General features: G+C 61.7%; 19 protein-coding genes. 6 read left to right on the forward strand and 13 right to left on the reverse strand.

The genetic code is table 11. The features are described from left to right. Window positions 1-100 precede the first annotated feature (100 nt). From pyk to MRBLMS1_RS21435, 4 genes are all read right to left on the reverse strand, one after another. Complete coding sequence (gene pyk / locus MRBLMS1_RS21420; RefSeq protein WP_034780607.1) at window positions 101-1,549, reverse strand: pyruvate kinase; 1,449 nt, start codon at window positions 1,547-1,549, stop codon at window positions 101-103. 110 nt (window positions 1,550-1,659) lie between these two features. After that, window positions 1,660-2,871: a phosphoglycerate kinase gene (locus MRBLMS1_RS21425; protein ID WP_128141782.1), complete on the reverse strand. Its 1,212-nt coding sequence runs from the start codon at window positions 2,869-2,871 to the stop codon at window positions 1,660-1,662. A 77-nt stretch (window positions 2,872-2,948) separates the two neighbouring features. Continuing rightward, the gene (locus tag MRBLMS1_RS21430) at window positions 2,949-3,299 is read right to left on the reverse strand and encodes an AzlD domain-containing protein (protein WP_485881733.1); all 351 of its coding nucleotides are present in this window, start codon (window positions 3,297-3,299) and stop codon (window positions 2,949-2,951) included. Then, window positions 3,292-4,026, reverse strand: coding sequence for an AzlC family ABC transporter permease (locus MRBLMS1_RS21435; protein ID WP_485881735.1), 735 nt, complete (start codon window positions 4,024-4,026; stop codon window positions 3,292-3,294). Before MRBLMS1_RS21435 ends, MRBLMS1_RS21430 begins: the two co-directional genes overlap by 8 nt. 258 nt (window positions 4,027-4,284) lie before the next feature. Between MRBLMS1_RS21435 and MRBLMS1_RS21440 the strand changes: the two genes are divergently transcribed. From MRBLMS1_RS21440 to MRBLMS1_RS21455, 4 genes are all read left to right on the forward strand, one after another. Continuing rightward, window positions 4,285-4,479 carry a zinc-finger domain-containing protein gene (locus MRBLMS1_RS21440; RefSeq protein WP_034746106.1) on the forward strand — a complete coding sequence of 65 codons (195 nt, stop codon included), beginning with the start codon at window positions 4,285-4,287 and terminating at the stop codon, window positions 4,477-4,479. 72 nt (window positions 4,480-4,551) lie between these two features. Beyond that, on the forward strand, window positions 4,552-4,977 hold the full coding sequence (locus tag MRBLMS1_RS21445) for a YybH family protein (RefSeq protein WP_034746103.1): 426 nt from the start codon (window positions 4,552-4,554) through the stop codon (window positions 4,975-4,977). Beyond that, complete coding sequence (locus MRBLMS1_RS21450) at window positions 4,977-6,002, forward strand: YheT family hydrolase (protein ID WP_485881737.1); 1,026 nt, start codon at window positions 4,977-4,979, stop codon at window positions 6,000-6,002. Before MRBLMS1_RS21445 ends, MRBLMS1_RS21450 begins: the two co-directional genes overlap by 1 nt. After that, window positions 5,995-6,591 (forward strand): DUF2946 family protein, encoded by a 597-nt coding sequence (locus MRBLMS1_RS21455; protein ID WP_128141780.1) that lies wholly within the window; start codon window positions 5,995-5,997, stop codon window positions 6,589-6,591. Before MRBLMS1_RS21450 ends, MRBLMS1_RS21455 begins: the two co-directional genes overlap by 8 nt. Here the strand turns inward: MRBLMS1_RS21455 and MRBLMS1_RS21460 are convergent. After that, window positions 6,588-8,177, reverse strand: coding sequence for a beta-barrel assembly-enhancing protease (locus MRBLMS1_RS21460; RefSeq protein WP_128143216.1), 1,590 nt, complete (start codon window positions 8,175-8,177; stop codon window positions 6,588-6,590). The two genes, MRBLMS1_RS21455 and MRBLMS1_RS21460, sit on opposite strands and share 4 nt — an antisense overlap. 186 nt (window positions 8,178-8,363) lie before the next feature. Here MRBLMS1_RS21460 and moaC point away from each other — a divergent pair, with 186 nt between their 5' ends. Beyond that, on the forward strand, window positions 8,364-8,870 hold the full coding sequence (moaC, locus tag MRBLMS1_RS21465) for a cyclic pyranopterin monophosphate synthase MoaC (protein ID WP_034746095.1): 507 nt from the start codon (window positions 8,364-8,366) through the stop codon (window positions 8,868-8,870). Here moaC and MRBLMS1_RS21470 read toward each other — a convergent pair whose 3' ends face one another. Then, window positions 8,871-9,251, reverse strand: a complete 381-nt coding sequence (locus tag MRBLMS1_RS21470) for a DUF6713 family protein (RefSeq protein WP_485881741.1) — start codon at window positions 9,249-9,251, stop codon at window positions 8,871-8,873. It abuts the gene before it with no gap. Between the two features lie 162 nt (window positions 9,252-9,413). Here MRBLMS1_RS21470 and MRBLMS1_RS21475 point away from each other — a divergent pair, with 162 nt between their 5' ends. After that, a complete protein-coding gene (locus MRBLMS1_RS21475) occupies window positions 9,414-10,136 on the forward strand; it encodes a flagellar brake protein (RefSeq protein ID WP_485881743.1) in 723 nt (240 codons plus the stop codon). A 21-nt stretch (window positions 10,137-10,157) separates the two neighbouring features. Here MRBLMS1_RS21475 and MRBLMS1_RS21480 read toward each other — a convergent pair whose 3' ends face one another. The 7 genes from MRBLMS1_RS21480 to recA all read right to left on the reverse strand — a co-directional run bounded on the left by MRBLMS1_RS21480 (window position 10,158) and on the right by recA (window position 17,275). Continuing rightward, window positions 10,158-10,622, reverse strand: a complete 465-nt coding sequence (locus MRBLMS1_RS21480) for a pilin (RefSeq protein ID WP_128141778.1) — start codon at window positions 10,620-10,622, stop codon at window positions 10,158-10,160. A gap of 214 nt (window positions 10,623-10,836) precedes the next feature. Next, on the reverse strand, window positions 10,837-11,718 hold the full coding sequence (sucD, locus tag MRBLMS1_RS21485) for a succinate--CoA ligase subunit alpha (RefSeq protein ID WP_034746085.1): 882 nt from the start codon (window positions 11,716-11,718) through the stop codon (window positions 10,837-10,839). A 13-nt stretch (window positions 11,719-11,731) separates the two neighbouring features. After that, window positions 11,732-12,901: an ADP-forming succinate--CoA ligase subunit beta gene (gene sucC, locus MRBLMS1_RS21490; protein ID WP_034746081.1), complete on the reverse strand. Its 1,170-nt coding sequence runs from the start codon at window positions 12,899-12,901 to the stop codon at window positions 11,732-11,734. Window positions 12,902-12,979: 78 nt separating this feature from the next. Then, on the reverse strand, window positions 12,980-13,540 hold the full coding sequence (locus MRBLMS1_RS21495; RefSeq protein ID WP_319990571.1) for a DUF2889 domain-containing protein: 561 nt from the start codon (window positions 13,538-13,540) through the stop codon (window positions 12,980-12,982). 277 nt (window positions 13,541-13,817) lie between these two features. Further along, window positions 13,818-15,356 (reverse strand): methyltransferase regulatory domain-containing protein, encoded by a 1,539-nt coding sequence (locus MRBLMS1_RS21500; protein ID WP_485881747.1) that lies wholly within the window; start codon window positions 15,354-15,356, stop codon window positions 13,818-13,820. A gap of 156 nt (window positions 15,357-15,512) precedes the next feature. Next, window positions 15,513-15,968 carry a recombination regulator RecX gene (gene recX, locus MRBLMS1_RS21505; RefSeq protein WP_034746072.1) on the reverse strand — a complete coding sequence of 152 codons (456 nt, stop codon included), beginning with the start codon at window positions 15,966-15,968 and terminating at the stop codon, window positions 15,513-15,515. 203 nt (window positions 15,969-16,171) lie between these two features. After that, window positions 16,172-17,275, reverse strand: a complete 1,104-nt coding sequence (recA, locus tag MRBLMS1_RS21510) for a recombinase RecA (protein ID WP_076565922.1) — start codon at window positions 17,273-17,275, stop codon at window positions 16,172-16,174. Window positions 17,276-17,409 lie beyond the last annotated feature (134 nt).

Consider the following 17,409-nt stretch of genomic DNA (forward strand, 5'->3'; position numbering starts at 1 on the left):
AACGTCCAGCAAACTGCTCAGGGCTAGGCGCGTTGCCGAAGGCAGTACGACTAGTACGGCGAGGCAATGCAACAACGCCCTGGGCGGTTTGTGGGGGTTCTTACTCGAATTCGCCGACCGTGACGATCTTCAGGGCATTCGTGCCGCCCACCTGCCCCATCGGCTCGCCCCAGGTGACGACGATCATGTCGCCCTTGCGAACGATGCCCTGCGCCACCAGCAGCTCTTCGGCCTGCTTCAGCACTTGCGCGCTGGGGGCGTTCTGCATCAGATGATACGCCCGAACATTGCGGTACAGCGCGGCTTTGCGCAAAGTCGTGACGCTCGGCGTGAGCGCGTAGATCGGCGTGTCGATACTGTGGCGGCTCATCCACAAGGCGGTGGAACCGGATTCCGTCAGCGCCACGATGGCTTTGACGCGCAAATGGTGGGCCGTAAACAGCGCGCCGTACGCGATCGACTGGTCGATGCGGGTAAACGTGACGTTGAGGAAATCGGCATCGAGCTTGTTGTATTCGGACTGTTCCGCTTCCACGCAGATGGCGGCCATCATTTCCACCGTCTCGATCGGGTACTTGCCCGAGGCCGTTTCGGCCGAGGTCATCACGGCGTCCGTGCCGTCCAACACGGCATTGGCCACATCGGACACTTCCGCGCGGGTCGGCACGGCGTTGACGATCATCGATTCCATCATCTGCGTGGCCGTAATCGCCAGCTTGTTCGATGCGCGCGCCATCTTGATCATGCGCTTTTGCAAGGCCGGCACGGCCGCATTGCCCACCTCGACCGCCAGGTCGCCACGGGCCACCATGATGCCGTCGGAAGCGTCGAGAATTTCCTGCAGCGCAGGAATGGCTTCCGCGCGCTCGATCTTGGCGATCATCATCGGCTTGTGGTGATACGGTTCGCCGGCGATATTGGCCAGCTGGCGCGCCATTTCCATGTCGGTCGCGCATTTCGGGAAGGAAATGGCCAGATAGTCGGCCTGGAAACTCATGGCCGTCTTGATATCTTCCATATCCTTGGCCGTCAGGGCCGGCGCGGACAGGCCGCCGCCCTGGCGGTTGATGCCCTTGTTGTTCGACAACTCGCCACCGATCTTGACGGTCGTGTGGATTTCGCTGCCGTGGATGCGCTCGACGATCAGCACGATGAGGCCGTCGTTCAGCAGCAGCACGTCGCCCTTGTGCAAGTCGCGCGGCAAGGCCTTGTAATCGAGGCCGACACGTTCCTGGTTGCCCAGTTCGCCGTTTTCGCCCCACTTGGCGTCGAGGATGAAGCGCTCGCCCGCTTCGAGCTGGATGCGCGTGTTTTCAAACTTGCCGACGCGAATCTTCGGGCCTTGCATATCGGCCATGATGGCCACTTCGCGGCCGCACTCGGCCGCCGCCAGGCGCACCAGCGCCGCGCGGTCGATATGGTCTTGCGCCTTGCCGTGGGAAAAATTCAAGCGCACCACGTCGACGCCCGCACGTATCATTTTGACCAGGATATCGAAGTCAGTGGAAGCGGGGCCGATTGTTGCTACGATTTTTGTACCGCGTGGCATAGGAGTCCTTGTGCGCGAGCGAAAGTGAGCAAGACCTGGCGGCTGAGCCGCCCGGCAAGGTAAAAGCGCAGCGGTCAGGCTGCGCTTGGTGGCACTACAGTCAGGCCGGATCAGCCTGCGCGTTGCATCAGGATCTCAACTGCTGGGAGCGTCTTGCCTTCCAGGAATTCCAGGAAAGCGCCGCCGCCGGTCGAGATATAGCTGATTTTATCGGTAATATCGTATTTGGCAATCGCCGCCAGGGTGTCGCCACCGCCGGCAATCGAGAAAGCTTTCGAATCGGCAATAGCCAGGGCCAGGGTCTTGGTGCCGTTGCCGAACTGGTCGAACTCGAACACACCGACGGGACCGTTCCAGACGATGGTACCGGCGGCGGCGATCTGCTGCGCCAGCAGGGCGGCCGTTTTCGGGCCGATATCGAGGATCATGTCGTCGTCCGCCACGTCGGCCACGTCCTTGACGGTGGCGGCTGCCGTTGGCGAGAATTCCTTGGCGCACACGACGTCGACGGGAATCGGTACTTGCGCACCGCGCTTGGCCATGATGTCGATGATCGCCTTGGCTTCCTCGACGAGTTCCGCTTCCACCAGCGATTTGCCGACATTCAAGCCGACGGCTTTCATGAAGGTGTTGGCGATGCCGCCGCCGACGATCAGGTTATCGACCTTGTCGGACAGGGCTTTCAAAATGGTCAGCTTGCTCGATACTTTCGAACCGGCAACGATGGCCAGCAGTGGGCGGGCCGGTGCGTGCAAAGCCTTCCCCAGCGCGTCGAGTTCGGCGGCCAGCAGCGGGCCGGCGCAGGCGACGGGGGCGAACTTGGCGATGCCGTGCGTGGACGCTTCGGCGCGGTGGGCCGTGCCGAACGCGTCATTGACGTAGATATCGCACAATTTGGCCATTTTTTGCGCCAGCTCATCGCTGTTTTTCTTTTCGCCCTTGTTGACGCGCACGTTTTCCAGCAAGACCACTTGGCCGGCGGCCAGGGATTCCAGGCCGGCGCCATCGATCCAGTTCTGTTTCAGTGCAACTTCCTGGCCCAGCAGCTCGGACAGGCGGGCGGCGACGGGCGCCAGGCTGTCGGCTGGTTTGAATTCGCCTTCCGTCGGACGGCCCAGGTGCGACGTCACCATGACGGCGGCGCCAGCGTCCAGGGCGGCGCGGATGGCCGGTACCGAGGCGCGGATGCGCGTATCTTCGGTGATCTTGCCACTGTCATCTTGCGGGACGTTCAGGTCGGCGCGGATAAACACGCGCTTGCCTTGCAGTGCATTTTGGGCGATCAAATCTTGCAGACGGATGAAGTTGAGAACAGCTGACATGGCGATCCAGATGACGAGTGGAAGGAAGTGCGCTATTTTACCGCAAGGACCAGCGCAAATCGCCGATTTGTCCTGCTTTACTGAAAAACATGCAACAGTCGCAAGCCCGTGAAAACCAGCATGCCGAAGACGATGGTTTGCAGCATATTGCGGCGAATCACGAAAAAGAGCGTGGCGGCAATACCCGACAAGAGTTTCAAATTCGATAAGTCGAAGTGCACTTGCTGCCCTTCCATCAGCAGGTCGGGCGCGATGATGGCCGCCAGCGCGCAGGCCGGCGCATAGCGCAGCATCTCGCCCACGCGGCGCGGGATGGTGATGTGATGGCCGATCAGCCAGAAGGTGCTGCGCGTGGCCGCCGTCGCCACCACCAGCACGGCGATGGCGATCCACACGTCGGCCCTGCCCAAGTCGATGCCGTCAATCATGGCGTTTTGTCCATTTTTCTGCCAATTCTTCCACGGCCATGGCGCTGACCATGCCCACCACGACGGCCACCAGCAAGCCCAGCTTATACGGCAGGCCAAAGGCCAGCACGGCCACCGCGCCCGCCACCAGCACGCCGCACAGGGCGGCGCGGCTGAGGATCAGCGGCACCGTCACGCACAGGATCGCCAGGGTGCCGGCAAAACCCAGCCCCCATTCGGCCGGCACGACGGCGCCCAGCACGATGCCGATGAAGGAACCGATTTGCCAGGCCAGCCAGTTGGGGTAGATCAAGCCTTTCAGGAAAGGCAGCTTGGCCGGGTCCGGCGTTTCATGGGGGTAGCGTTGCAGGAACAGGCCCACCGTGATGTCGCCGGCCACATAGCCGAGCGCAAAGCGCTGGCGCCACGGCAGATGGGAAAAATGGGGGGCCAGCAGCACGGAAAAGATAACAAAACGCAAATTGACGACGAGGGCCGTGGCAAAGATCACCCACACGGGCGCCTGCGCGGCCAGCAGGGGCAAGGACGCGAGCTGGGCCGAGCCGGCAAAGACAAACAGGGTCATGGCCCCCGCCTGCCCGACAGTCAGGCCGCTTTTCACCATGGCCACGCCCACCACCATGCCCCAGGCGGCAATGCCCAGCAGGGTGGGCGCCCCCAGGTTCAGGCCGGCGCGCCAGGCGTCTTTCAGCAGGGCGTCGTCCTTGGCGGCCGGGGCGGCGTTCACGCGGCGCTCCGGCCGAGGTAGTGTGGTAACTGCACAACAATGGTGCGCGGAGAACGGCTCCGCAACGGTGATACCGGCAAGGCAAATCCAGTCAGGGTGGCGCTACGGCAGCCATATTGTCGCGAAAAACCGCGCCGCAGCCGAAGATGATCAAGCCGACATTTTAGCCATGATTTTTGCTGTCTGCCTGAATCCGTTAAAATCGTGCTTTTGGCAGCAGCCGACTTCCTTCCATACAGCCTCACGGAGCATGACAAGATGACAAAAACCACCCAGCCAGCGGTCGAACTCGACAGTAAAGACTTGCCAGCCCACTGCCCTAACCCGGCCATGCCGCTGTGGTCGTCGCATCCGCGCGTGTTCCTGGAATTCAACAAGGACGGCGTCGCCAAGTGCCCGTACTGCGGCACGGCCTACACCCTGAAGGAAGGCGCCAGCGCCGGCCACCATTAAACTGCCCAGCGGCGCGCCCCCAGCGCGCCGTTTTTATTTGCATCAAGTTATACCGTTCAGCCCGGAGTCGTCATGAAACGTCTGAAAGAACTCAATGGCAGCGCCGCCGAAGTCGAAGCGGCGTTCTACGATGCCTTGCACCGCGCCGACCTCGAAGCGCTGATGGCGCTGTGGGCCGACGATGAAGAGATCGTCTGTATCCACCCGGGCGGCGCGCGCCTGATCGGCCATGCCGCCATCCGCGCCTCGTGGGAAACCATTCTGGCCGGCGGCGGCCTGCACATTGTGCCGGCGCAGCTGCATGAAACGCACAATCTGATGAGTTCGGTGCACACGGTGATCGAAGGCGTGACCCAGGAAGAAGGCGGCCCGGCGCATCTGCTGGCCACGAATGTGTATGTAAAAACGCCGCGCGGCTGGCGCATCGTGCTGCACCACGCTTCCATCGCCCCCGGTGGCGCACCGGCCGACGCCGCGGGGACGCAGATCCTGCACTGATGGCTTTGTCTCTTTCCTACACCGCTCCGCTGTGGCTGCCTGGCGGCCACGCGCAAACGATTTATCCGGCCGTATGCCTCGCCAAGCCGGCCGTGGCCTTCCGCCGCGAACGCTGGCAAGCGCCCGATGGCGATTTCGTCGACGTTGACCTGGTCGATGGCCAGCCAGGCCAGCCCTTTGTCGTGCTGTTCCACGGCCTGGAAGGCTCGTCGAACAGCCATTACGCGCGCTCCTTGATGGCCGAGGTGGCCGCGCGCGGCTGGTCGGGCGCCGTGCCGCATTTTCGCGGCTGCTCGGGCGAAGCGAACCTGGCGCCCCGTTTTTACCATTCGGGCGATGCGCAGGAAGTGGACTGGATCGTGCAGCGCCTGCGCCCGCGCGCCACGGGAAAATTGTATGCGGCCGGCGTCTCGCTGGGCGGCAACGCCCTGCTGTGCTGGCTGGGCCAGTCGCAGCACCAGGCCGATTTCATCGATGCGGCCGCGGCCGTGTCCGCGCCGCTGGACCTGGCGCAAGGGGGCAAGGCCCTGTCTTCGGGCGCCAACCGGCTCTACACGCGCATGTTCCTGAACACCTTGAAACCGAAATGCCTTGCCAAGCTCGAGCAGTTTCCCGGCCTGTTCGCGCGCGACGCCATGCTGGCCGCGCGCGACTTGCACGCCTTCGACAATGTCGTCACGGCGCCGCTGCACGGCTACCGCGACGCCGACGATTACTGGCACCGTGCCAGCGCCAAGCACGTCTTGCAGGACATCACCGTGCCCACCCTGGTGCTCAATGCACAGAACGATCCCTTCCTGCCCGGGCGCTACCTGCCGCGCAGCGCCGCGCTGAACGTCACACTCGAGTATCCGCGCCACGGCGGCCACGTCGGCTTTGCCGCCGGCAAGTTGCCGGGAAGCTTGCATTGGCTGCCGCAACGGCTGCTCTCCTTCTTTGAAAACGGCAACATGGCGCCGTCTGCGCCGCAAAGCTGGCACGCTGGCGGTGCGCGCACTCACATGGAAAACGCTACACATGGATGAACTCGTCAAGCAAGCCCTGGCCAAATGGCCGAACGTACCCCACTGCTACGGCTGGCTGGGGCTGGACGCGCGCGGCCACTGGCGCATGCGCGACCAGCAGGCGCAACAGCAACAACTGCCCGGCGACAAGATCGTCCATGCGGCCCTGTTGAATTTCATCAACCGCAATTACGCCCAGGACGAACGCGGTTGCTGGTTTTTCCAGAATGGTCCGCAGCGCGTGTATGTGAATCTGGAGGCGACGCCGTATATCGCCCGCAGCGACCCGCAGCACGGTTTTGTCTTGCAGACAGGCGCGCCGCTGGAACAGATCGAGCAAGTGTATTGGTGCGACGACGGCATGCTGATCTTGCGCCATGGCGATATCGTGGCGCAGGTCGACGACCGCGACATTTCGCAAGTGCTGGACGCGCTGTACTTCGATGGACAGCTGGCCAGCGACGACGACTTGCTGACCTGGCTGCAAGAACGCAGGGGCAAGCTGACTTTATTGCATGACGGCAAGGAGATTGCCGTGCAGCCGCTGCGCTACGATGACGTGCCGCAAACCTTCGGCTTCCAGCCGGTGCCGCAAGCCGATCAGGACTAACCCTTCTGGTCCTTGATCTGTTCGCGGCGCTTTTCCTGCAGCTCGCGCTCGCGCGCATCGATCACGGCCTGGTCATAAAAGGTCGCGTCCGTCGATTTTCGGGCGATCGTCAGCTGGTCCAGCGCGGCCATGGTGGCTCCCTGCAGCACATAGGATTCGGCCAGCGCCATGTGCTGCAAGGTCATCTTGCCCTGGTCCGCATAGGCTTTCGCCAGTAAATCGTACAGTTCCGGCTCTTCCTTGTAGAGCTGCACCTGCTCGCGCAGATACAAGGTCGATTGCTCCAGCTTGCCGGCAGCCATCAGCGCTTCCGCATACTGATGGGCAATGCCGCGCGAGAGGGGGAATTGCTGGCGCGCAGCGTCCGCCGCCTTCAGGGCTTGCTGCGCCACTTCCTTCTTTTGCGCCGGCATCAACAGCACTTCCAGCGCCATCGCCGCCAGCAGGGAATTGGGCGCCTGCGTGCCGCCCGAGGTAAACACATTCGGCCCGGCCGGCTGGTGCAGGGCCGCATTGGCCGCGTCGAGTTCCTTTTGCGCCTCCGCCGGCTTGCCCTGCTTGACGGCGACAAAGGACAAGCCGTAATGGGCGGCCGTCACCTGGAAGCGGCTTTGCTGTTCCAGCTGCGTCTTGAAGACGGCCTTGGCGTTCAACAGGCCTTGCACGCTTTCATCCTGCAGCACGCGGGCGCGCGCCCGGGCCAGGTGAAAACTCAGGCTGTCCGCCCGCTGCTTGTACGGCTGCTCGCGGATGCGCGCCTGGATGTCGGCAATGCGTTCCGTCGTCAGCGGGTGGGTCTGCAGATAGGCGGGCATCAAGTCGCTGTACGAGCGGCTCGCTGCCTGCATGCGGCCGAAGAAGGCCACCATGCCGGTGGTGTCGAAACCGGCTTCGCCCATGATCTGGAAACCGATGCGGTCCGCCTCGCGTTCGGCGTCGCGGCCGAAATTGAGCTGGCGCTGGATGGCCAGGCCCTGGCCGGCGGCAAACACGCCCATGGCCACGTCGCCGCCCGCGCGCGAAGCGAGCGCCGCCAGCAGCATGGCCGCCAGCGGCATCAGGGCATCCTGGCGCTGCTGGCCCAGCATGCGCGCGATATGGCGCTGCGCCACGTGGCCGATCTCGTGCGACAGCACGGACGCCAGTTCCGCCTCCGTTTGCGCCGCCAGCACCAGGGCCGAGTGCACGCCGATGAAGCCGCCCGGCAAGGCAAACGCGTTCAACTGGGGATCGCGCACGGCAAAGAAGAAATAGTCGTAATTCGTTTCACCACGCACGCTGGGGCGCGCCGCCACGAGCGCGTTGCCGAAGGTATTCAGGTATTCGAGCAAGGGCGCGTCGTCGAGGTAGTCGCGGTCGCCGCGGATACCGCGCATGATTTCCTCGCCGATCTTGCGCTCCATCGCCGGCGACAGGTCTTCGCGCGACGTGTCACCCAGGTTCGGCAGGTTCGGCGCCGGCGGCACGGCCAGCGGCGTCCAGCCACCGGCCGGCTTGGCCGCTACATTGGCGGCTGGCGCAGCAGGCGCGGACGTATAGGTTTGCGCCAGCGCACAGGGCGCCGCCAGCCATAATGCGGCCAGCATGGCTGCGCGCCGTGAGCCGCGCAGCCATGGCGCAGCGGCATTTTCAACGATGATCGGAAGGGGAGTTTTTGAATTCACGGGTGCTATCATACCTTGTTAGCGGCGCCCATTCCCACGCGTCATGCCAGTGGCATGAGGTCGTGACAGGGCGTGCCGCGCTTCCCTTTTCTCACCTATTTTGACGCCATGACAACAGCAGACAAGCAAGCCCCCGCCGGGGAACTGACCCATTTCGACGCCACGGGCCAGGCCCATATGGTCGATGTGGGCAGCAAGGAAGACACGCGCCGCAGCGCCGTGGCCGCCGGCACCATCCGCATGCAGCCCGCCACCCTGGCATTGATTATTTCCGGCAACGCCAAGAAAGGCGACGTGCTGGGCATCGCCCGCATCGCCGCCATCATGGGCGCCAAGCGCACGAGCGACCTGATTCCCCTGTGCCACCCGCTGGCCCTCACGCGCGTCACCGTCGATTTTGAAGTGGACGAAGCGGCCAACAGCGTGCACTGCCGCGCCCAGGTCGATACGACAGGAAAAACCGGCGTGGAAATGGAAGCGCTCACGTCCGTGCAAATCGGCTTGTTGACGATCTACGACATGTGCAAGGCCGTCGACCGCGGCATGGTCATGACGAATGTGCGCGTGCTGGAAAAGCATGGCGGCAAGTCGGGCGATTGGCACGCCGAGGTGTAATTATTTTGCCTGGCGCGCAAGATGGCCCTGGACGCGGCGCAAGTCGCGCAGCAGCCAGACGGCACTGGCCAGGCACAGTACGATGATGGCCATGGACAGGGGCAAGTGGAATTGTTCCAGCCCTGCCAGCGCAAAGCCTGCATGGATCAGGAACGTTCCCACGCCCAGCGCGGCGCAGACACAAGCGTACAGGGGTGCCCGCGCGGTGGCCAGCAGCACGTGCCGGTAACCGGCCAGCACCAGGGCAATCGCCGCCAGGTTAAACACGAGAAAACCCTGCACGCCGCCCGGCAAATGAAACATCTCCCACTCTTTCCAGTAGGCAGCGTCGATTTGATGCAAGATCAGGAACAACATGGTCCAGAAGTAGCTGCGCGGCATAAGATTTACATTCGTCAATATTGATCCCATTGTAAAGCCTGCACCGCGCACCGGCTCGTGCCCATGGCACTTTCGATGCAAAAATGAATTTCATTGATATAAATGTTTTTTCATCAAGAAATCATGCATACTGCGAGTCGTCCATATCCAGATGAGCATCGCATGACAAGCAACAGACCCGCCGCGGAAAGCAAGCTCCAGGACTTCGAATTCGAGGCCATGAATCTGCAGGTGGAGGGACGCATCCAGTTCATCACGCACCGCACCATCAAACCCATCCAGCATTTCTCGACCGTGATCGGCTATGTGAAAGACGAGTACCTGATCGTCAAGATTCCCATGGAAAACGGCGCATCCATCATGCTCAACGAGGGTGACAAGCTGACCATCCGCGTGTTTTCCGGTGTCACCGTCTGTTCGTTTTCCTGCAGCGTGCTGCGCATCTTCGGCCGCCCGCTCAACTATGTCCACCTGAGCTTTCCCGATGCCATCCAGGGCACCAGCCTGCGCACGGCCATGCGCGTCAAGGTGGACATTCCGGCGCAGCTGAGCTACCGCGACGTGGCGGCCGTGCCCGTGTTCATCGTCAATCTCAGCGTCTCGGGCGCGCTGATCGAGGCGCCCAGCATGCTCACGCCCGATGACGAAGGCGTGGCGCTGAGTTTTACCCTGCTGGTGCAGCCGAACAGGCATCAGATGCGCGTCAACACGCGCGCCCGCATCCAGAACGTCAGCGTGGGCAAGCCGTCGAATGGCCACGCCGCCGAGGTAGCGGAAATCTATACGTACGGCGTGCAATTCATCGACCTGGAACCGACCCATTACACGCTGCTGCAAAACCTCACCTATGAAGCGCTGATCGCGGACCGGCAAAAAATCGTCTGATACCGGCGCGGCAGGCGCCGCTTACTGCGTCGCCACCACCTTGGGAATATTCGTGCGGGTAATGGCTTCCTTGGCCGCCGCATTCGTCACGCTGGTGCTGTTAAACCAGCTCAGGCTGCTGGTACCGAGCTGCAACTCCATGTTCACCGTCTGGCCGCCCAAGCCGCTGCCCAGGTCGCCCGCCAGGGTCAGCTCGATATCGCCCTTGTCGACCTTGGCACTAGCCACTTCGCGCGTGGCGCTGAACACGGGGATGGCGCTGGGCACGGCCGCGGTCGGCGTGCTGCAGGCGGCCGCCTCGCCGCCATTTTCCTGCACGCACAGGGCCACGGCAGTCTTCAGCGGCGCAGCGGCCGCCAGCACATTGCTGACCTTGGCCCGCATCGTATAGTCGCCGTACTGGGGAATGGCCACGGCCGCCAGGATGCTGGCGATGGCCACCACGATCATCAGTTCTATCAGGGTAAAACCGCTTTGCGCGCGCATCGTATTCTCCCATTGTGCATTGCTCACCCCATGCATGGTGCAAGCGCCATGCCAGCGGCGCGCCCGGGCAGCGGCGGTACGCGTGGAAAGAAAAGCGACACATTTGGGCGGGTTCGGACCAGCGCCGTCCGCCCAGGTCGGGAATCGGCCTGTCTTGCGGACAAAAAAAAGGAGCCGAAGCTCCTTTTTTGTACTGCATGAACCAGGCTGAAAATTACAGCATGGCTTTCAGCAGACGCGCCATTTCCGACGGGTTTTTGGTCACGGTGATGCCGCAAGCTTCCATGATTTCCAGCTTGGCTTGTGCCGTATCGGCACCGCCCGAGATCAGCGCGCCGGCGTGGCCCATGCGCTTGCCTGGAGGAGCGGTGACGCCAGCGATGAAGCCAACGACCGGTTTTTTCATGTTGTCTTTGATCCAATAAGCCGCGTTGGCTTCGTCCGGACCACCGATTTCGCCGATCATGATGACCGCGTCGGTATCTGGATCATCATTGAACATCTTCATGATGTCGATGTGCTTCAGACCGTTGATCGGGTCGCCGCCGATGCCGACTGCCGACGATTGGCCCAGGCCCAGTGCGGTCAATTGACCCACTGCTTCATAGGTCAGGGTGCCCGAACGCGACACCACGCCGATACGGCCTTTCTTGTGGATGTGGCCTGGCATGATGCCGATCTTGATTTCGTCTGGCGTGATCAAGCCTGGGCAGTTAGGGCCCAGCAGCAAGGTTTTGCTGTTGGCTTTGGCCATGCGGTCTTTCAGGGCCATCATGTCACGGACAGGAATGCCTTCGGTGATGCAAATGGCCAGATCCATTTCAGCTTCGACAGCTTCCCAGATCGCCGCTGCAGCGCCTGCTGGCGGTACGTAGATCACGGAAACGTTGGCGCCGGTTTCTTTTTTCGCTTCGGTCACGTTAGCGAAAATAGGAATGCCTTCGAAATCTTCGCCGGCTTTCTTCGGGTTCACGCCTGCCACGAAGGCAGCTTTGCCGTTCGCGTAGTCGCGGCAACCGCGGGTGTGGAACTGGCCGGTCTTGCCGGTAATCCCTTGGGTAACGACTTTGGTATCTTTATTGATCAGAATGGACATGTTGATTCCTTAATTAAGCTTGACCGGCAGCAGCGGCAACGACGCTCTTGGCTGCATCTTCCATGGTGTCGGCTGCGATGATAGGCAGACCGGAATCGGCCAGCATCTTTTTGCCCAGGTCTTCGTTGGTGCCCTTCATGCGCACGACCAGCGGTACGTTCAGCGAGACGGCTTTCACTGCGGCGATCACGCCTTCAGCGATCACGTCGCAACGCATGATGCCGCCGAAAATGTTCACCAGGATGGCTTTCAGGCCTGGGTTTTTCAGCATGATCTTGAACGCTTCGGTGACTTTTTCTGCCGTGGCGCCGCCGCCGACGTCCAGGAAGTTGGCTGGCTCGCCGCCGAACAGCTTGATGGTGTCCATGGTAGCCATGGCCAGACCGGCGCCGTTCACCAGGCAACCGATGTTGCCGTCGAGCGAAATGTAGGCCAGGTCAAATTTCGACGCTTCGATTTCAGCTGGATCTTCTTCGTCCAGATCGCGCAGGGCGACGATTTCCGGATGACGGAACAGGGCGTTCGGGTCAAAGTTGAACTTGGCGTCCAGGGCGATGACTTTGCCGCTGCCGGTGACGATCAGCGGGTTGATCTCGGCCAGCGAGCAATCGGTTTCCCAGTACGCTTTGTACAGGCCTTGCAGGTTGACGCGGGCGTCGGCGATGGAGCCGGCAGGCACGCCGATCTTGGCGGCGATGTCGTCCGCCTGGGCATCGGTCAGGCCGGTGCCTGGATCGATGGTGACGTGGTGGATCTTCTCAGGGTGGCTCTCGGCCACTTCTTCGATGTCCATGCCGCCTTCGGACGACGCCATCAGGACGATTTTCTGGGTAACGCGGTCGGTGACCAGCGAAACGTACAGTTCTTGTTTGATGTCGGCGCCTTCTTCCACCAGCAGGCGGTTGACTTTCTGGCCTTCGGCGCTGGTCTGGTGCGTGATCAGCTGCATGCCCATGATCTGGTCAGCGTATTCCTTGACCTGTTCGATCGATTTTGCCACTTTCACGCCGCCGCCCTTGCCGCGACCACCTGCGTGGATCTGCGCCTTGACAACCCATACCGGGCCGCCCAGGGTTTCCGCAGCCTTGACGGCTTCTTCGACGGACATGCACGGAATACCGCGTGGTACCGTCACTCCGTGCTGCCGGAGGATTTCTTTGGCTTGATACTCATGGATTTTCATGCTGGCTTCCCTTCTGATACTGATTTGTAAAAATACGGTTAGTGGTGCAAAAAAAACAGGAAAAACAGAGCGCCGGGGTCACGCTTTGGCTACCCAGCGCGGGTAATACTGTGCAACTGCCCCGCCATCGGTGCGCAGGGCGTGGCATTTGTCGAGTTGAAACGGCTTTTCATGCGACAAGTCAGCATTCTCACCGTCACGGGTCGACCAGACATCGCCGGCAAATGCCTGAACCGTCGCAGTCGGCAAGACTTGCGCCAGTTCGGTCAAATGGGTACAGCCAGCGATTCCCGCCAGGCGCTGTTTCAAGTCGCGGCGGAAATTCTTCAATAAATTCAAACCGATCAGCGCCCTGTAAGCGGGGCCGATGGTATCGCAAAAACCGGGATAGGGCACGGCATCGGAGGCAGCTTCGGCCTCGACAATGGTCAGTTCGCGATCGACGGTAATGCGCAAGTGGAGGTCATGCAGAGGGGCGCCGGCGGGACGGAGGCCGGAGGCCAGGGTCGCGTCATAGCTTTTGATGTCGGTGATATGGGCGTCAATATCCCACAGGCCGTCGTCGCGCACATACGCTTGGACGTCGATAACGCGGGAGTGCCGTAGGGCGCGCCGGGATACGGGAGTTGACAGGGGCATAAGACCGATGCCGCTTGCGCGGCCATAATTAGTAAGCAGCCATGTGCCTAAAGCACTCTGTTCGCAGCTTCTACGAACAGCAACCGCACCTGCGGCGCCGCAAAAACCCTAAAAGTGTAGCACACAGGGCGCTAGTTGCGCCGCAACATAATTTTTTATTGGTCGTGCCGTCTGCCGCAAATCATTAACGAAAATCGCAAAATCAATGACAATTATTCACAATGCAAATAACTTGAAAGCAGGCCTGCGGCACCGGCGCACTGGCCGGCGCCGCGCCTCAGTCAGCTACACACAGTGCGCGTAAAACGGGCAAGGTGCGCGCGGAAAAATATTCCGCGCGCGCCAGCAGTTCGGCCAGGTTTTCCTCTTCCGTCAACAAGGGCTGCCCGTCCTTCGTCAGCAGTTGCTCCAGGCGCAGCAGTACCGGCCACGTCGCGCGCACCCATTCTTGCGGCGTTGGACAACCTTGCTGTTTTGCCCACAGGAACAGTTGTTGTAAATGCGATACAACCACGCCGCCGCCCGTCAGGGGGCTGGCGAGGCTGTGCAAGTCGGTTCTTGCAAGCGCCTGCTCCAGCAAGTGCGCATTCAGCCGCGCCGTCCGCGGCCGCGCCACGGCGATGTCGACCTCGTCCTGGACGGCAAGCACGCTACCCTTGCTGACCAGCACCAATATGATCTGCAGCAAGGCGGCCAGGCCGGCTTCGCTACCCGCCAGTTGCAGCTCCAGTTCGCCTATCGTGTACACGCGATGGTCGGCCATGGCGTCGAGCACGGGCGCATACACGCGCTCGTCCATATCCGCGTCGCCCAGCACCCCATGCACGCTCAACACCACTTCGTCGCGGGGCACGGCCAGTATCACGCGCACGGCCCGCACGGCGCTGATCTGGGCCAACGGCGTCAGCCTGCGCGCGCCCTTGACCCAGTAATCCTTTCGGAATTGCTCGTTGACAAGAAAGGCACGCGTCGTCTCGCGGAAGACGGGATCGGGTATCTCGGCCAGGAATTGCTGGTGTTCGGCCGTCAGGTTCAGCATGTCGACCAGAGCGGTATAGTTGGCGGACGAGGCGAACTCCAGCTTGGCCTCGCCCAGCATGGCCGCAACGCTGGAAAAGGCCATCGGCTGCCAATCCGCATTGAAATATTCGTGTGCAATATAGTTGCGGTCCAGCGCTTTCAGCTTCTCGAAACGGTCCGCCAGCAGGGGATTGGCCTCCAGATAGCGCGGTTGCACGGCGATCATCCTGTCGACAAAATCGATGGCGCCGTCGACTCGTGCCAGCACGCCCACGCCGGGCGCGCTCATGATGCGGCTATGCTCGGCCAGCAAGTCGCGCATCGGCATCATGGCACTCCAGCCCGGCTGCGTGTTATAGCTGATATAGGCGACGCCCCCCACTTTCAGCTTGCGCTGCAGGAAATCGACGATCAAGGCGCGATTTTCTGCGGAGACCCAGCTCCATATCCCATGCAGGCAGATAAAGTCGAAATCGGGCAAGTCGTCACGGCGGCAAAACTGCGCGAACGATTCGTCCGTGAACTGTGCGCCGGCGCCGGCCACGCTGGCCAGCTCCTGCGCAAAGGCGGCCTGGGACGGATTGAAATCATTGCCATGCCAGCGCGTGGCGGACGCCGCCGCATGGATGTTGGCGCTGACGCCCTGGCCAAAACCCAGCTCGCAAGCCGTGCCGCTGGCCGGCAAGGCCAGGCCGGCGGCCAGCAGGGGCAGCCGCAGGCGCAGAGGATTCAATTCTTCGTAGTAGCCATAGGTATAGGCAATTTCGGCCATATAGCCGGCATTCCAGTTGCTCATCTCGATCCTGTCACGGTCAGTGGTGCTGCGCGCATCGCACAGCGTTCGAGCGCCAGAATACCTTATCGCGCGGCCTCGCCATACTGGAAACAGACGGCATTTGAAAGCGCAGTTCATGGCGGCACGGCGGAGGCGGCCGGCGCGCCCTGGCCGGCCTCACTCTTCGTCGGGATCCAGCCCCTTCAAGGCCGCCTGCACGGCGCGCTGGGAAAAGCCGCGCTGCATCAGGAAGCGCATCTGTTTGTTGCGCTGCTCGGCATCCTGCGCCACCTCGCCAAACTTGCGGCGCCACACTTCGCAGGCGCGCGCAACTTCCCCTTCGGCCAGGCCCGCCTTGAGTTCCTGCAGCGCTTCGCCACCGATGCCATGGCTTTGCAATTCGGCCATGATGCGGCTATTGCCGAAGCGGGCCGAGCGGCGGTGGATCAGCGACTCGGAAAAGCGCTCCTGCGACAGCCAGTTGGCTTGTTCCAGGCTGTCGAGCAAGGCTTCCACATCATCGCCCTCTTGCGCATGGCGCTGCAGCTTGCGCCGCAATTCCATGCGGCTATGTTCACGCATCGACAAAAAGCGTAGCGCCCTGCCCTTCAGGCTTAGTTGTACTGCGGCCATACACCCACCTTGTCTTTCATTCCACGATCACATCACCCAAACACAATCGCCGCCCGGCGCAACAGCGCGGGACGGCGATCTTGGTCACACCTTGCGGCAAGCCATGCGTAAGTCGGATTAGGCCCCTTGGGCCGTAATCCGACAACATTGTTGGCGTCTGTAGTGTTGTCGGATTACGCGCGGCTTTGCCGCGCTAATCCGGCCTACTCTGCCTTGGCTTCCGCAGCCTTGGCAGCCTTGTCGGCGGCTTTGTCCGCTTTTTCCGGCTTTTCAGCAGCCAGCGGCGGCAGTTCGCGCACGCCCAGCGAAGCGCGGACCTTGTTTTCGATTTCGCGGGCCAGCGCAGGACGCTCTTGCAGGAAGGCGCGGGCGTTGTCCTTGCCCTGGCCGATGCGTTCGCCGTTGTAGCTGTACCACGAACCGGATTTTTCCACGATCTTGGCATCCGAGCCCAGGTCCAGGATTTCGCCTTCGCGCGAGGTGCCTGCGCCGTACAGAATGTCGAAGTGCGCTTCCTTGAACGGTGGCGCGATCTTGTTCTTGACGACCTTGACCTTGGTTTCGTTGCCGATCACTTCATCGCCGGACTTGATCGAGCCGGTGCGGCGGATGTCCAGACGCACGGAGGCGTAGAATTTCAGCGCATTGCCGCCCGTGGTTGTTTCCGGGCTGCCGAACATCACGCCGATCTTCATGCGGATCTGGTTGATGAAGATGACCAGGGTATTGGTGCGGTTGATGGAACCGGTCAGCTTGCGCAGGGCTTGCGACATCAGACGCGCTTGCAGGCCTGGCAGGGAATCACCCATGTCGCCTTCGATCTCGGCGCGTGGCGTCAGTGCGGCCACGGAGTCGATGACGACGAGGTCGACACTGCCCGAACGCACGAGGGCGTCGCAGATTTCCAGCGCCTGCTCGCCCGTGTCCGGTTGCGAGATCAGCAATTCGTGCAGGTTCACGCCCAGCTTTTGCGCGTAGCCGACGTCGAGCGCGTGCTCGGCATCGATAAAGGCGCACGTGCCGCCCAGTTTTTGCATTTCGGCGATGGTTTGCAGGGTCAAGGTGGTTTTACCCGACGATTCCGGACCGTAGATTTCCACCACGCGGCCGCGCGGCAAGCCGCCCACGCCCAGCGCGATATCGAGGCCGAGCGAACCGGTCGACACGACTTGCACTTCTTCGATCGGTGCGCTGGCATCCATGCGCATGACCGAACCTTTGCCAAACTGCTTCTCGATCTGCGCCAGTGCGGCGGCGAGCGCCTTGGCTTTTTCCGATGCGGGTACTACAGCTTTTTTATCGTCCATATGTTCTTTCAGCCGTTCTACAGTTGCGGATTCACGTGACGCATCTACGTGAACCGTGCAGCCTGCGATAGCGCCAGTGGGTTAAATTCTTTACACAGACAGTACTGTATAAAAAAACAGTGATCAATGCAAGC

The organism is Massilia sp. LMS1-1-1.1 (assembly GCF_040815535.1).
Classification (GTDB): Bacteria; Pseudomonadota; Gammaproteobacteria; order Burkholderiales; family Burkholderiaceae_D; genus Janthinobacterium; species Janthinobacterium aestuarii.